This is a genomic window from Thermus igniterrae ATCC 700962 (genome assembly GCF_000376265.1).
GTDB lineage: Bacteria > Deinococcota > Deinococci > Deinococcales > Thermaceae > Thermus > Thermus igniterrae.
The window spans coordinates 1-12974 of sequence record NZ_AQWU01000061.1 but is presented as its reverse complement, the minus strand read 5'-3'; the positions used below and the strand labels follow the sequence as shown (position 1 = coordinate 12974).

The 12974-nt window shown below is 67.9% G+C and carries 14 protein-coding genes; 7 read left to right on the top strand and 7 right to left on the bottom strand.

The genetic code is table 11. From position 1 onward, the window contains the following. Positions 1–14: 14 nt before the first annotated feature. Positions 15–1001: a lipocalin family protein gene (locus B128_RS0106060; protein ID WP_018111385.1), complete on the bottom strand. Its 987-nt coding sequence runs from the start codon at positions 999–1001 to the stop codon at positions 15–17. A gap of 74 nt (positions 1002–1075) precedes the next feature. On the opposite strand from B128_RS0106060, the gene B128_RS0106055 reads away from it, so the two are divergent. Both B128_RS0106055 and aspS read left to right on the top strand, forming a co-directional pair. Further along, the gene (locus B128_RS0106055; protein ID WP_018111384.1) at positions 1076–1831 is read left to right on the top strand and encodes a TatD family hydrolase; all 756 of its coding nucleotides are present in this window, start codon (positions 1076–1078) and stop codon (positions 1829–1831) included. Positions 1832–1967: 136 nt separating this feature from the next. Next, positions 1968–3236 carry an aspartate--tRNA(Asn) ligase gene (gene aspS / locus B128_RS0106050; RefSeq protein WP_018111383.1) on the top strand — a complete coding sequence of 423 codons (1269 nt, stop codon included), beginning with the start codon at positions 1968–1970 and terminating at the stop codon, positions 3234–3236. 43 nt (positions 3237–3279) lie between these two features. On the opposite strand, the gene B128_RS0106045 is transcribed toward aspS, so the two are convergent. Genes B128_RS0106045 through sdhC form a run of 4 tightly spaced genes read right to left on the bottom strand, consistent with a single transcriptional unit; the run spans position 3280 to position 6472 of the window. Beyond that, on the bottom strand, positions 3280–3978 hold the full coding sequence (locus B128_RS0106045) for a succinate dehydrogenase iron-sulfur subunit (protein WP_018111382.1): 699 nt from the start codon (positions 3976–3978) through the stop codon (positions 3280–3282). A gap of 8 nt (positions 3979–3986) precedes the next feature. Next, positions 3987–5720 (bottom strand): succinate dehydrogenase flavoprotein subunit, encoded by a 1734-nt coding sequence (sdhA, locus tag B128_RS0106040; protein WP_026175063.1) that lies wholly within the window; start codon positions 5718–5720, stop codon positions 3987–3989. Between the two features lies 1 nt (position 5721). Further along, positions 5722–6117: a succinate dehydrogenase hydrophobic membrane anchor subunit gene (locus B128_RS0106035; RefSeq protein ID WP_018111380.1), complete on the bottom strand. Its 396-nt coding sequence runs from the start codon at positions 6115–6117 to the stop codon at positions 5722–5724. Continuing rightward, positions 6107–6472 (bottom strand): succinate dehydrogenase, cytochrome b556 subunit, encoded by a 366-nt coding sequence (gene sdhC / locus B128_RS0106030; RefSeq protein WP_018111379.1) that lies wholly within the window; start codon positions 6470–6472, stop codon positions 6107–6109. The genes B128_RS0106035 and sdhC overlap by 11 nt, the downstream gene beginning before the upstream one ends. A 290-nt stretch (positions 6473–6762) precedes the next feature. Between sdhC and speD the strand changes: the two genes are divergently transcribed. From speD to B128_RS0106010, 4 genes are all read left to right on the top strand, one after another. Next, a complete protein-coding gene (gene speD / locus B128_RS0106025; RefSeq protein WP_018111378.1) occupies positions 6763–7200 on the top strand; it encodes an adenosylmethionine decarboxylase in 438 nt (145 codons plus the stop codon). Positions 7201–7289: 89 nt separating this feature from the next. Further along, entirely contained in the window at positions 7290–8435 is a 1146-nt protein-coding gene (locus B128_RS0106020; protein ID WP_018111377.1) for an NEW3 domain-containing protein, read from the top strand. A 1-nt stretch (position 8436) separates the two neighbouring features. Next, entirely contained in the window at positions 8437–9360 is a 924-nt protein-coding gene (locus tag B128_RS0106015) for an ABC transporter ATP-binding protein (RefSeq protein ID WP_018111376.1), read from the top strand. Then, positions 9350–10306: an ABC transporter permease gene (locus B128_RS0106010; RefSeq protein WP_018111375.1), complete on the top strand. Its 957-nt coding sequence runs from the start codon at positions 9350–9352 to the stop codon at positions 10304–10306. The genes B128_RS0106015 and B128_RS0106010 overlap by 11 nt, the downstream gene beginning before the upstream one ends. Before the next feature lie 50 nt (positions 10307–10356). Here B128_RS0106010 and B128_RS0106005 read toward each other — a convergent pair whose 3' ends face one another. Both B128_RS0106005 and B128_RS0106000 read right to left on the bottom strand, forming a co-directional pair. Next, positions 10357–10740 carry a cupin domain-containing protein gene (locus B128_RS0106005; protein ID WP_026175061.1) on the bottom strand — a complete coding sequence of 128 codons (384 nt, stop codon included), beginning with the start codon at positions 10738–10740 and terminating at the stop codon, positions 10357–10359. Continuing rightward, the gene (locus B128_RS0106000) at positions 10728–11354 is read right to left on the bottom strand and encodes a phosphoribosyltransferase (protein ID WP_018111373.1); all 627 of its coding nucleotides are present in this window, start codon (positions 11352–11354) and stop codon (positions 10728–10730) included. The genes B128_RS0106005 and B128_RS0106000 overlap by 13 nt, the downstream gene beginning before the upstream one ends. Positions 11355–11442: 88 nt before the next feature. On the opposite strand from B128_RS0106000, the gene B128_RS0105995 reads away from it, so the two are divergent. Continuing rightward, positions 11443–12974, top strand: a 1532-nt coding sequence (locus B128_RS0105995) for a long-chain-fatty-acid--CoA ligase (RefSeq protein WP_018111372.1), incomplete at its 3' end; no start/stop codon positions are given.

Below are 12974 nucleotides of genomic sequence, written 5' to 3'. Positions count from 1 at the left end.
TATAGCAAACGCATTTAGGGGCGCCAGGTGCCGGCCACGAACTCCCCCATCCCCCGGGCGCGCACGGGGTAGCCCAGGAGGGTTCCTTCCCCGGCCACCGGCCCCTCCCAGTAGGCCACCCGGGTGGTGCGGGAGAGGATCTCCCCCTCGAGGAAAAGGGGGCGGAGGACCAGGTCCAGGGCAGGCCCCCTAAGCCGCCAGGCCAGGGTGTAGGTGCGGCCCGAGGGACTTTGCCAGGCCTCTAGGGGGAAGAAGGTCAGCTCCAGGGGCTCCACCCGCCCCAAGGGGTCTACCCGGCTTCCCAGGACCTGGACCACCTTGCCCTCGCGGTCCTTCACCTGGTAGGCCATGAGCTCGGAGCCGTCGGAAAGATGGAGGCCGAACCAGTCCCAGGTGGCGGACACCCCGGAGAGCTGCTCCCCCCACTGGTGGTCCAGCCAGGCCTCCCCCTCGGCCCTTTCCCCCAGGACCCTTCCCCAGGCCTCGGCACGGGTGTAGGACTGGTAGTACATGCGGCCCGTCTCCGCCGTGCCCGAGTAGCCGGGGGGATGGACCACGGGGGGCTTAAGGGGAAGGAAGTGGAGGTCCACCGGGCCCGCCAGGAGGCGGAAGCCCCCTCCTTCCCGATAGAAGCGCCAGTCGCCCACCCAAAGCCTGGGACCGGGTTCGGCTTGGCCTCGAGGGGCAAAGAGGTCCTGGTCCGCCACCTCCAGGAAGCGCCTCTCGCCGGTGCGCAGGTCCGTGAGGGCCAGGTGGGCGGCGTGGAAGGCCCCGAAGAGACTTCCCGGCAGGCCCAGGATGCGGTAGGAAGGGGGCGCGTAGGCCTTGAAGAAGGCGAAGTGGAAGGCATAGGGATAGGCCCAACCCGAGGCGTACCACCACTCCAAGGGAGCAGGCCTGGGATCCCAGTCCTGGGGTTCAGGGAGCCTTTGGGGATCCACACCCAGGAGGGCCGGAGCGCAGGCTGCGAGGAGGAGGGGGAGGAAAAGGAGGCGCCGCATGCCCTTACCTTATAGGACGTCCGGGTCAGGGGCCTGTTGCCCTGGCCACGGTAGACTGGAGGACGGTTTTCGCCATGACCGACACCCACGCCCACCTGGACTTCCTGGAAGAGGCCGAGCTGGAGGAGGTTAAGGCCCACCTGGGGGAGCTCAAGGCCGTCCTCACCCTGGGGGTGGACCCGGGGCGCTGGGAAAAGACCCTGGCCCTGGCCCAGGGGAACGTCTACGCCGCGGTGGGCCTCCACCCCACCAGCGCCCACCTCCTGGCCCCCGAGGTGGAGGAGGCCCTCCGCCACTACGCCAAACACCCCCGGGTGCGGGCCATCGGGGAGACGGGGCTGGACTACTACTGGACCCCCGAGACCCAAAGGGCCCAGCTCCGGGCCCTGGAGTTCCAGGCCGCCTTGGCCGAGGAGCTGGGGCTTCCCCTGGTCCTCCACGTGCGGAGCAAAGACGGCCAGGCGGAGGAGGACCTGGCGGCCTGGCTCCGCCTCCACCGGCCCAGGCGGGTGGTCCTCCACGCCTTCGGGGGGCACCCCGCCCTGGAGGCGGCGGGCCTCGAGGTGGAGGCCTACTTCAGCCTGGCGGGCCCCCTCACCTACAAGAAGAACGAGGCCCTGCGGAAGGTGGCCCAGAGGCTTCCTGCAGACCGCCTCCTGGTGGAGACGGACACCCCCTTCCTCCCCCCCGAGCCCCACCGGGGCAAGCGCAACCGCCCCCACTACGTGCGCCACACCCTGGCCAAGCTGGCCGAGGTGCGGGGCCTAAGCCTGGCAGAGGCCGAGGCCCTCACCGACGAAAACGCCGCCGCCCTCTTCCGCTGGGGTTGACCCCGGGGACCGCTTTCCCTAAACTGGAGCGCAACATGCGCCCGCATGGCCTCAACAACGCTTAAGCGGGGGGCAGGGTCCTCGGCCCCCCCGGTCGCCCATGGCCGGGGGGGCCGAGGCTTAGGAAGGAGGTAGGATGCGCGTTCTGGTACGGGACCTGAAGGCACACATCGGCGAAGAGGTGGAGCTTTGGGGCTTCCTCCACTGGCGGCGGGACCTGGGCAAAGTCCAGTTCCTCCTCCTCAGGGACCGAAGCGGCGTGGTCCAGGTGGTAACGGGAGGGCAGAGGCTACCCCTCCCTGAGTCCAGCCTGCGGGTGCGGGGGCGGGTGGTGGAAAGCACCAAGGCCCCGGGGGGCCTCGAGGTCCAGGCCCGGGAGATAGAGGTCCTCTCCCCGGCCCTGGAGCCCACCCCGGTGGAGATCCCCAAGGAGGAGTGGCGGGCCCACCCCGACACCCTCCTGGAGTACCGCTACGTGACCCTCCGGGGGGAAAAGGCCCGCGCCCCCCTCAGGGTTCAGGCCGCCCTGGTGCGGGGCTTCCGCCGCTACCTGGACCGGCAGGACTTCACGGAGATCTTCACCCCCAAGGTGGTGCGGGCGGGGGCCGAGGGGGGTTCTGGCCTCTTCGGGGTGGACTACTTTGAAAAGCGGGCCTACCTGGCCCAGTCCCCCCAGCTCTACAAGCAGATCATGGTGGGGGTCTTTGAGCGGGTCTACGAGGTGGCCCCGGTGTGGCGCATGGAGGAGCACAACACCAGCCGCCACCTCAACGAGTACCTCTCCCTGGACGTGGAGATGGGCTTCATCACCGGGGAGGAGGAGCTCATGGACCTGGAGGAAGGCCTCCTCCAGGAGATGCTGGAGGAGGCCCTCACCGCCGCCGGCCACGAGATCCGCCTCCTGGGGGCAGAATGGCCCTCCTTCCCCAAGGACATCCCCCGCCTGAGCCACGCCGAGGCCCGCCGCCTCCTGAGGGAGGAGCTGGGCTACCCCGTGGGCCAGGACCTCTCCGAGGAGGCGGAAAGGCTCCTGGGCCAGTACGTCAGGGAGCGTTGGGGCTCTGATTGGGTCTTCATCACCCGCTACCCCAGGAGCGTGCGCCCCTTCTACACCTACCCCGAGGCGGACGGCACCACCCGCAGCTTTGACCTCCTCTTCCGTGGCCTGGAGATCACCTCAGGTGGCCAGCGCATTCACCGCCACGAGGAGCTTTTGCAAAGCCTAGAGGCCAAGGGCATGGACCCCGAGGGGTTCAGGGGCTACCTGGAGGTGTTCAAGTACGGCATGCCCCCCCACGGGGGCTTCGCCATCGGGGCCGAGCGCCTCACGCAAAAGCTCCTGGGCCTGCCCAACGTGCGCTACGCCCGGGCCTTCCCCCGGGACCGGCACCGGCTTACCCCCTAAAAACGCCCGCCCTGCCCTTGGGCAGGGCGGGTACCTTAGATCCCTAGAAGCGGTCAAAAAGGATGGCCCGCTTAACTTCTTCAATCAGCTGGGTCACGGGGATCTCCCGGGGGCAGGCCTCGGTGCAGTTATAGGCGGTGCGGCACCGCCAGACCCCGCTGGCCGAGCCCAGGGCCTTGAACCGCTCCCTCTTGCCCCTGTCCCGGGAGTCAAAGAGGAAGCGGTGGGCCTGGACGATGGCCGCCGGGCCCAGGTAGGTGCCGTTCACCCAGAAGACCGGGCAGCTGGTGGTGCAGGAGGCGCAGAGGATGCACTTGGTCCCCTGGTCGTAGCGCTCCCGCTCCTCGGGGCTTTGCAGGCGCTCCCGGGCCGGAGGTGGCTCCTCGTTGATGAGGTAGGGCTTCACCGCCCGGTAGGCGGCGAAGAAGGGCTCCATGTCCACCACCAGGTCCTTCTCCACGGGCAGGCCGCGGATGGGCTCCACGGTGATGACGCTCCCCAGGTCCTTCACCAGGGTCTTGCAGGCCAGGCGGTTGCGGCCGTTGATGAGCATGGCGTCCGAACCGCAGATGCCGTGGCCACAGCTCCTTCGGAAAGCCAGGGTGCCGTCCTGCTCCCACTTCACCTTGTGGAGGAGGTCCAGGACCCGGTCGGTGGGCTCGGCCTCCACCTGGTAGGTATGCCACTCCGGCTTCGCGTTCTTCCCAGGGTCAAAGCGGAGGATCTTCAGGGTAACCTGCATGCCCCCTCCTAGTAGGTGCGGGCCTTGGGCTCAAAGCGGCCCAGGACCACGGGCTTGTAGCGGAAGGCCACCTTGCCGTCTGCCACCTTGTAGGCCAGGGTGTGCTTGAGCCAGTTCTGGTCGTCCCGCTCCGGGTAGTCCTCCCGGGCGTGGGCCCCCCGGGACTCGGTGCGGTTCAGAGCGGAGTGCACCAGGGCCTCGGAGACCTCCAGGAGGTAGCCAAGCTCCAGGGCCTCCACCAGCTCGGTGTTGTAGGCATCCCCCTTATCGTCCAGGGAGATGTGCTGGTAGCGCTCCATGAGCTCCTTGAGGATCTCCACCTGCTTGGCCAAAAGCTCCCCCGTGCGGAACACGGAGGCGTGGTCCATCATGGACTGCTGGAGCTCGGCCCGGAGCCTGGCCACCTTTTCCTTGCCCGTGGAGCGCTTCAGGCGCTCAATGCGCTCGCGGCTTTCCCCCAGGTGGGCCTCGGTGAGCTCGTGGTAGTCGGCGTCCTTGGCGAAGCGGGCGGCGTGGATGCCCGCGCGGCGGCCAAAGACCACCAGGTCCCCCAGGGAGTTGGTGCCCAGGCGGTTGGCCCCGTGCAGGCTCACGCAAGCCGCCTCCCCCGCGGCGTAAAGCCCCGGGACCACGGTGTTCTTCTCGTCCCGGATCACCTGGCCCCACAGGGTGGTGGGGATGCCGCCCATGGCGTAGTGGGCGGTGGGCATCACCGGCACCGGCTCCTTCAGGGGGTCCACCCCCAGGTAGATGCGGCTGAACTCGGTGATGTCGGGGAGCTTCTTCTCAATGACCTCGGGGGGCAGGTGGGTGAGGTCCAGGAGGACGTGGTCCTTCTTGGGGCCCACCCCGCGGCCCTCCCGCACCTCCAGGTACATGGCCCGGGCCACCATGTCCCTGGGGGCCAGGTCCTTGATGGTGGGGGCGTAGCGTTCCATGAAGCGCTCCCCCAGGGCGTTGCGCAGGATGCCCCCTTCCCCCCGCGCCCCCTCGGTGAGGAGGATGCCTAAGGGGTAAAGCCCCGTGGGGTGGAACTGGTAGAACTCCATGTCCTCCAGGGGCAGGCCCTTGCGGTAAAGGATGGCCTGCAGGTCCCCGGTGAGGGTGTAGGCGTTGGAGGTCACCTTGTAGATGCGGCCGAAGCCCCCCGAGGCGATGACGATGGCCTTGGCCTGGAAGAGGTGGAGCTCCCCGGTGGCCAGCTCCAAGGCCACCAGCCCCTTGGCCACCCCGTCCTCGAGGATGACGTCGGTGACGTGGAACTCGTTGTAGAAGGTGATGTTGTGCTTGACGCACTGCTGGTAAAGGGTCTGGAGGATCATGTGGCCGGTGCGGTCCGCGGCATGGGCTGCCCGGTGCACCGGGGCCTTGCCCCAGTCCTTGGTGTGGCCGCCGAAGCGGCGCTGGGCAATCCTGCCGTTGGGAAGGCGGTCAAAGGGAAGGCCCATGTGCTCCAGTTCCAGGACGGCCTCAATCACCTCCTTGGCGAAGACCTCGGCGGCGTCCTGGTCGGTGAGGTAATCCCCCCCCTTGACCGTGTCAAACATGTGCCATTCCCAGTGGTCCTCCTCCACGTTGCCCAAGGCGGCCCCTATGCCTCCCTGGGCCGCTCCGGTGTGGCTGCGGGTGGGGTAGAGCTTGGTCACCACCGCCACGTCCGCACCTTCCCTGGCCGCATAGAGGGCGGTGGCCAGGCCCGCCCCGCCCGCGCCCACCACGATGACCTCATGCCTGTGCGCCATATCAGTTCACCCCAAAATCATGGTTGAAAAGGGAAAGGCTTCCCAGGAAGAAGAGGAAGGCCAGCAGGGAGTAGACCACCACCTTGGTCCAGAAACGCCTGGCCGGGTTCCGCACCCAGTCGTCCAGCACGTAGCGCAGGCCGTTGCCCCCGTGGAGGAGGGCCAGGGCCAGGATGAGCCAGTCGTAGACCTTCCAGGTGGTCTGGGAAAGTCTCTTGGCCACGTAGTCGTAGTTGATGCTGTTGAGGTCGGTGAGGACGGCGTTCATCCACATGTGGCCGATGAGGAGGAAGACCAGAACCACCCCGGAGATGCGCATGAAGACCCACCAGTAAAGCTCCAGGTTGGAGCTGGCCTCGAGCCTTGCCTCGGCATACCGCTTGGACCTAATCGCCATGGCTACCCCCCAGAATCCCGCCCCCGATCTTGATCAGAAAGGGCAGGTAGAAAACCACGAAGAGCACCCAGACCCCGTACCAAAGCGCCCGCTGGTAACGCACCCCCCAGGCGGTGAAGTCCATGAGGATGATGCGCAACCCGTTGAACCCGTGGTAGAGCACCCCGGCGATGAGGAACAGGAGGCCCACCTGGAACACGGGCTGGTGATAGAACTTCATGAGGGCATTGGACACCTCAGGGCCCCACATGGCGCTGGCGATGTTGGCCACGTGGAGCATGAGGAAGACCAGGATGCCCAGGCCCGAGATCCGGTGCAGGTAAAACGCCCACTGCCCTTCTCTTCCCCTGTACATGGCACCTCCTTGCCGGGGTTATCATACACCCTTTCTCACGGAGACCTTGCGCCCTGGAGCCCACTTTCGCCCCTTTATACCCCCCATTGGTATGGGAAGTGCGAGCGGCACAAGCTTTCCCCCCAGGGCCCCCTCGCCGCTTCCCGGGGGCAAACCCCGGGGAAATGCCCCCCGGGGGGCAGCAGGGGTTTTCCCGCCAAGGGACGAGGTATTGACAGGGGGGGAGGGGGGGGCCATAATGGGGGGCGTGCCGCAGGGGATACCCCGGGGGGCACGGGAAGGAGGTGGTCATGGTGGAACTCTTCGGATTCGGTCCACACCTTATGGTGGATGGCTACGACGCCAACCCCGCCAAGCTCAGGAACGCGGAGCTGGTGCGCCGCGTCCTGGACGAGCTCCCCGAGGAAATGGAGATGACCAAGGTGCTTCCCCCCTTCGTCTACAGCTACGGACCCGAGGGGGAGGACGGGGTGACCGGGGTGGTGATCATCGCCGAAAGCCACATCGCCATCCACACCTTCCCCAAGAAGCGCTTCCTCTCCATTGACATCTTTTCCTGTAAGGCCTTTGACATGGGCCAGGCCCTGAGGAAGCTGGCCACGGTCTTTGAGATTGGCCGCTACGAGACCTACATGATCAACCGCGGCAAGGAGTTCCCCAAGGACCCCGAGCTGGCCCGGAAGATCATCCTGGGCGAGCGGGAGTACCTGGAAGCCCGGGTGGGCTGAAGGCCCCTTCCCTCTGCCCCGGGCTGGCCCCGGGGGTTTTCATTTTGGACTCATCCTTTCTGCCTAGCCTTAGTAGAGGAGGCTTGAGTATGGTACGCAACCTGCTGACGCTGGTCCTTCTGGCGTTGAGCGTGGCTTGGGCACAGGGTTTCCGCGGCCTCTCCCTGGGCACCCCCTACCCGGAGATGGGGGTGCAGCCGGGGGAGAACGTCAGCCTCACCCTGACGTTGAAGAACCACGGCCTGCCCCCGGGGGTAGTGCGCCTTGCCGTGGCCGAGGCGCCCCAGGGCTGGCAGGCAAGCCTCATTGGAGGAGGGCGGCTGGTGCGGGCGGTCTACCTGGCCCCGGACGGCGAGGCCACCCTCACCCTCCGCCTCCAGCCCCCCAAGGAGGTGAAGCCCGGCACCTACCGCTTCCTGGTGCGGGCCGAGGGCCTGGGCCAGACGGCCAGCCTGCCCATCGGGCTGGTGGTGGGCCAGGGGCTACCCCAGCGGCTTAGCCTCGAGGCCGAGCTCCCCATCCTCAAGGGTCCCCCAACCAGCTCCTTCCGCTACCGGGTGACCCTGCGCAACGAGTCCGACCGCGACCTCCTGGTCTCCCTGGAGTACGAGGCTCCCAAGGGCTTCCAGGTCACCTTCACCCCGGCCTTCGCCAGCCAGCAGGTGACCAGCCTGCCCATCAAGGCCGGGGAGAGCAAGGACCTGGACGTGGAGGTCTCCCTGCCCAAGGACACCAAGGCCGACACCTACGGCCTCACCCTGAGGGCCGTGGCCGGGGAGGCGCGGGCGGAGCTGGGCCTTACCCTGGAGGTCACCGGCCGGCCGGAGGTGCGCTTCACCACCAAGGAGGGCCGCCTCTCCGGCCAGGTGACGGCCGGGCGGGAAAACCCGGTGAAGCTCACCCTCAAGAACGAGGGGAGCGCCCCCGCCAAAAACCTCTCCTTCAGCGCCATGGAGCCCTCGGGCTGGGAGGTGAAGTTTGAGCCCGAGAAGCTGGACACCCTGGAGCCGGGCCAGGAGCAGGAGATCACCGCCCGCATCAAGCCCTCCCCCAAGGCGGTGGCCGGGGACTACATGGTGACCCTCTCCCTCTCGGGCGGCGATGGCCTTTCCGAGAGCCTGGACTACCGGGCCACCGTGGTCCGCTCCAGCCTCTGGGGCCTGGTGGGGGTGGGGATCATGGCCGTGGCCCTCCTGGTGCTGGGTTTTGCCGTGAACCGCTTCGGCCGGAGGTAACATGGCGGTCATCGAGACCCGCGGCCTCACCAAGCGCTACGGCCGGGTGGTGGCCGTGGAGGACCTGAACCTGGCGGTGGAGGAGGGGGAGGTCTTCGGCCTCCTGGGCCCCAACGGCTCGGGCAAGACCACCACCATCCTCATGCTCCTGGGCCTCACCGAGCCCACCGCGGGCGAGGCCCGGGTGCTGGGCCTGGACCCTATGCGGGAGCCCCTGAAGGTGAAGGCCAGGGTGGGCTACCTTCCCGACCAGGTGGGCTTTTACGGGGAGCTCACCGCCTGGGAGAACCTGCGCTACACCACGAGGCTCCTGGGCCTGCCCGAGGCCGAGGCCCGGGCCCGCATTGAGGAGGTGCTCCGGCGCATGGGGCTTTGGGAGGTACGGGACCGCCGGGTCTCCGCCTTCAGCCGGGGCATGCGCCAGCGCCTGGGTCTGGCCGAGGTCCTCCTCAAGCGGCCCAGGGTGGCCATCCTGGACGAGCCCACCCTGGGCCTGGACCCCGAGGCGGCCCGGGAGTTTTTGGGCCTCATCAAGGGGCTAAAGGCGGAGGGCATCACTGTCCTCCTCTCCAGCCACCTCCTGCACCAGGTGCAGGAGATCTGCGACCGGGTAGGGCTTTTCCACAAGGGGCGCCTGGCCCTCCTGGGCACGGTGGAGGAGCTGGCCCAGCGGGTCCTAGGGGGCGGGTACGAGATCCAGGTGGAGGCCAGCCCCGGCCTGAAGGAGGCCTTTTTGGCCCTCGAGGGGGTGGCCCGGGTGGAGGCGGAAGGCGGCCGCTACCGGGTCTTCGCCACCCGGGACCTCCGGCCGGAGCTGGCCCAGGTGGCGGTGGCCAGAGGACCGCTCTTCGGCCTGGCCCTGCGCCGCCCCAGCCTGGATGAGGTCTACGCCCGCTACTTCCAGGAGGTGGCCCATGCGGCGTGAGGGTTCCCCCTGGACGGGGCTTTGGGCGGTGTTCTTCAAGGAGATGGCGGACCACCTCTCCGGGCTCAGGATGCGCATCCTCGAGGCCCTCATCCTCCTCTCCGCCCTGGGGGCCGTCTACACCGGCACCCAGACCCTGCGCCAGACGGTGGGGGAGGACCCCTACCTCTACCTCAAGCTCCTCACCACCGCCCAGGACCCCCTGCCCTCCTTCGTGGGCTTCCTCTCCTTCTTCGTGCCCCTGGCGGCCATCGCCCTGGCCTTTGACGCGGTGAACGGGGAGTACGCCCGGGGCACCCTCTCCCGGGTCCTCTCCCAGCCCATCTACCGGGACGCCCTCCTCTTCGGCAAGTTCCTGGCGGGCCTGGGCACCCTGGCCGTCCTCCTCCTGGCCCTTTTCCTCCTGGTGGTGGGCATGGGGCTCTTCACCCTGGGCGTGCCCCCCGAGGGGGAGGAGATGGCCCGGGCCTTCTTCTTCCTCCTGGCCACCCTGGCCTACGCCGGGGTGTGGCTGGCCCTGGGCCTCCTCTTCTCCACCCTCTTCCGCCAACCCGCCACCGCCGCCTTAGCGGCCATCGGGGTCTGGCTCTTCTTCGCCATCTTCTTCCCCATCCTCACCGACCTGGCGGCGGGGGCCCTTCTCCTCCAGGCCGACCCCTTTGACCCCGAAAGCCAGCTCAGGCAGGCCAACCTGGCCCTCTGGATCTCCCGCCTCTCCCCCAACACCCTCTACGCGGAGGCCCTCACCGCCGTGCTCAACCCCGCGGTGCGCTCTCTGGGGCCCATCCTCATCACCCAGCTGGAGGGGGCGGTGCTGGGCACCCCCCTGCCCCTGTCGCAAAGCCTCCTCCTCATCTGGCCCCAGCTCACGGGGCTTTTTGCCCTGGCGGTCCTCCTCTTCACCCTGGCCTACGTGGCCTTCCAGCGGCAGGAGGTCAGGGCCTAGGCCCAGCAAAAACCCCCGCCCGGGCTCCGGGCGGGGTAAAGCCTTCCCGGCTAGCCCTCTTCCAGCCACTCCGTGGCGTAGGCGCTGGTCTTGGGGATGATGCAGAGGAACTCCACGGGTTCGTCCCCCTCGTTCACGTAGGCGTGGGGGGTGTCAGGGGGGATGTAGACCGCCTGGCCGGCGGCCACCTCCCGCACCTCATTCCCCAGGAAGACCTTCATGCGCCCGGAGAGGACGAACTGCTCGTGCTCAATGGTGGGGTGTTTGTGCCGGGGAATGCGCCCCCCGGGAAGGATGGTGAACTTGCGGGTGATGAAGTGGGGCGCCCCGTCCTCGGGGCCGATGAGCACCTGAATGAAGGCCTTCTCCCCCCGCTCCACCGGGCGGGCCTCCACGCTGGTCGCCTGCTTGACCACGGGCTTCATGCCGCCCATTGTAGCAAAAGCCCCTCCACCTCCTCGTCCGTGACCTCGCCGAAGTCCATGTAGTAGGCCCCCACGGCGGCGAAGTCCTGGGGGGTGGAAAGGGCCACCACCTCCGCCCGCTCCTGAAGCCGGGCCAGCGCTTCCGGGCTCGCCACCGGCACGGCCACGACCACCCTCCGGGGGCCTTCCGAAAGGACCACGCTCAAAGCCGCCTCCATAGTGGAACCGGTGGCGATGCCATCGTCCACCAGCACCACCTCCCGGCCCTGAAGGGGCTGCTTGGGGCGCACCTTGCGGTAGCGCTCCGCCCGCTTGCGGATCACGTCCTTCTGGCGCGCCGCCTCCCGCTCCAGGTAGCTTTGGTCGGCGTACTGGAGGGCGTAGGGCTTAAGGACGAGCTCCCCCTTCTCCCCCACCGCCCCCAGGGCGAACTCCGGGTTGCCCGGGGCCCCCACCTTGCGCACCAGGACCACGTCCAGTTCCCCTCCCAGGCGCCTCGCCACCTCATCGGCCACCACCACCCCACCCCGGGGAATCCCTAGCACCAGGGGTCGTTCCAAGCCTAGGGGTTTCAGGGCCTCGGCCAAAAGGGTTCCGGCGTGCCGGCGGTCGCGGAAGCGCATAGGAAACCTCCGTTTCCATGCTACACCGGGCGCGGGTCTTGAACGCGGTATAAAACGTCTGGTAGCCTGGGGGACAAAGGAGGTCAGCATGGCCGAAGTGAGCTCCAAACCCTGGCTCGCCCACTACGACCCTGGTGTACCGGCGGAGATCACCGTCCCCCCCATCCCCCTGTGGCGCTTCCTGGAGGAAAGCGCCCAGCGCTTTCCCCAGAACGTGGCCCTGGAGTTCCTGGGCAAAACCCTCACCTACGCGGAACTCTGGGACAAGTCCCGACGCTTTGCCGAGGGACTCAAGGCCCTGGGGGTAAAGCCGGGGGACCGGGTGGCCATCATGCTCCCCAACTCCCCCCAGTTCGTCATCGCCTTCTTCGGCACCCTGCTGGCGGGCGGGGTGGGGGTGAACGTCAACCCCCTCTACACCCCCCGGGAGCTGAGGCACCAGCTCCAGGACTCGGGCTCGGAGACCCTGGTCATCCTGGACCACCTCCTGCCCCGCTTCCTGGAGGTGGAAGGGGAAACCCCCGTGAAGCGCACGGTGGTGACGGGCATCAAGGACTTCCTCCCCTTCCCCAAGAACCTCCTCTACCCCCTGAAGGCCAAGAAGGACAAGCTCCCCCTGGGCTTCCCCAAGCGGCCCGGCTTCCACGCCTTCGCCGAACTCCTCCGCCATCCCCCCGCCACCCCCCATCCCGTAGACCCCGAAGACCTGGCCCTCTTGCAGTACACCGGAGGGACCACGGGCGTCTCCAAGGGGGCCATGCTCACCCACCGGAACCTGGTGGCCAACGTGCTGCAGATCGACGCCTGGGACCCCACCTCCCGCGAGCTTTTGGGCAAGGGGGTGATGCTGGGAGCCCTGCCCTTCTTCCACGTCTACGGCATGACCGTGGCCATGAACTACGGCCTCTTCTCGGGGTACAAGATCGTGCTCCTGCCCCGGCCGGAGATCCATGCCGTGGTGGAGGCCATTGAGAAGCACGGCGTGACCCACTTCCCCGGGGTGCCCACCCTGTACGTGGCCTTCAACAACTTCCCCGGCATCGAGGGGCGCAACGTGAAGAGCATCCGCATCTGCCTCTCGGGGGCCGCCCCCCTGCCGGTGGAGGTGGCCAAGCGCTTTGAGGAGATTACCGGCGCCCGGCTCATCGAGGGCTACGGCCTGAGCGAGGCGAGCCCCGTGACCCACTCCAACCCCGTGGAGGGGGAGGTGCGCAAGGGCTCCATCGGCATGCCCCTGCCCAGCGTGGAGGCCAAGGTGGTGGACGAGGAGGGCAGGGAAGTCCCCGTGGGCGAAGTGGGCGAGCTCATCGTCAAGGGGCCCAACATCATGAAAGGCTACTGGAACCGCCCCGAAGAAACCAGGCGCGCCCTCAAGGACGGCTGGCTCTTCACCGGCGACCTGGCCAAAATGGACCCCGACGGCTACTTCTACATCGTGGACCGCAAAAAGGACATGATCATCGCCGGCGGCTACAACATCTACCCCCGCGAGGTGGAAGAGGTCCTCTACGCCCACCCCGCCGTCCAGGAAGCCGCCGTGGTGGGCGTCCCCGACCCCTACCGCGGAGAAACCGTGGCCGCCTTCCTCGTCCTCAAGGAGGAGTACCGCGGCAAGGTGAG

Bases quoted from the DNA above. Each gene is read 5' to 3' on its own strand.
- B128_RS0106060 (WP_018111385.1), bottom strand. From the start codon at position 1,001: ATGCGGCGCCTCCTTTTCCTCCCCCTCCTCCTCGCAGCCTGCGCTCCG.
- B128_RS0106055 (WP_018111384.1), top strand. From the start codon at position 1,076: ATGACCGACACCCACGCCCACCTGGACTTCCTGGAAGAGGCCGAGCTG.
- aspS (WP_018111383.1), top strand. From the start codon at position 1,968: ATGCGCGTTCTGGTACGGGACCTGAAGGCACACATCGGCGAAGAGGTG.
- B128_RS0106045 (WP_018111382.1), bottom strand. From the start codon at position 3,978: ATGCAGGTTACCCTGAAGATCCTCCGCTTTGACCCTGGGAAGAACGCG.
- sdhA (WP_026175063.1), bottom strand. From the start codon at position 5,720: ATGGCGCACAGGCATGAGGTCATCGTGGTGGGCGCGGGCGGGGCGGGC.
- B128_RS0106035 (WP_018111380.1), bottom strand. From the start codon at position 6,117: ATGGCGATTAGGTCCAAGCGGTATGCCGAGGCAAGGCTCGAGGCCAGC.
- sdhC (WP_018111379.1), bottom strand. From the start codon at position 6,472: ATGTACAGGGGAAGAGAAGGGCAGTGGGCGTTTTACCTGCACCGGATC.
- speD (WP_018111378.1), top strand. From the start codon at position 6,763: ATGGTGGAACTCTTCGGATTCGGTCCACACCTTATGGTGGATGGCTAC.
- B128_RS0106020 (WP_018111377.1), top strand. From the start codon at position 7,290: ATGGTACGCAACCTGCTGACGCTGGTCCTTCTGGCGTTGAGCGTGGCT.
- B128_RS0106015 (WP_018111376.1), top strand. From the start codon at position 8,437: ATGGCGGTCATCGAGACCCGCGGCCTCACCAAGCGCTACGGCCGGGTG.
- B128_RS0106010 (WP_018111375.1), top strand. From the start codon at position 9,350: ATGCGGCGTGAGGGTTCCCCCTGGACGGGGCTTTGGGCGGTGTTCTTC.
- B128_RS0106005 (WP_026175061.1), bottom strand. From the start codon at position 10,740: ATGGGCGGCATGAAGCCCGTGGTCAAGCAGGCGACCAGCGTGGAGGCC.
- B128_RS0106000 (WP_018111373.1), bottom strand. From the start codon at position 11,354: ATGCGCTTCCGCGACCGCCGGCACGCCGGAACCCTTTTGGCCGAGGCC.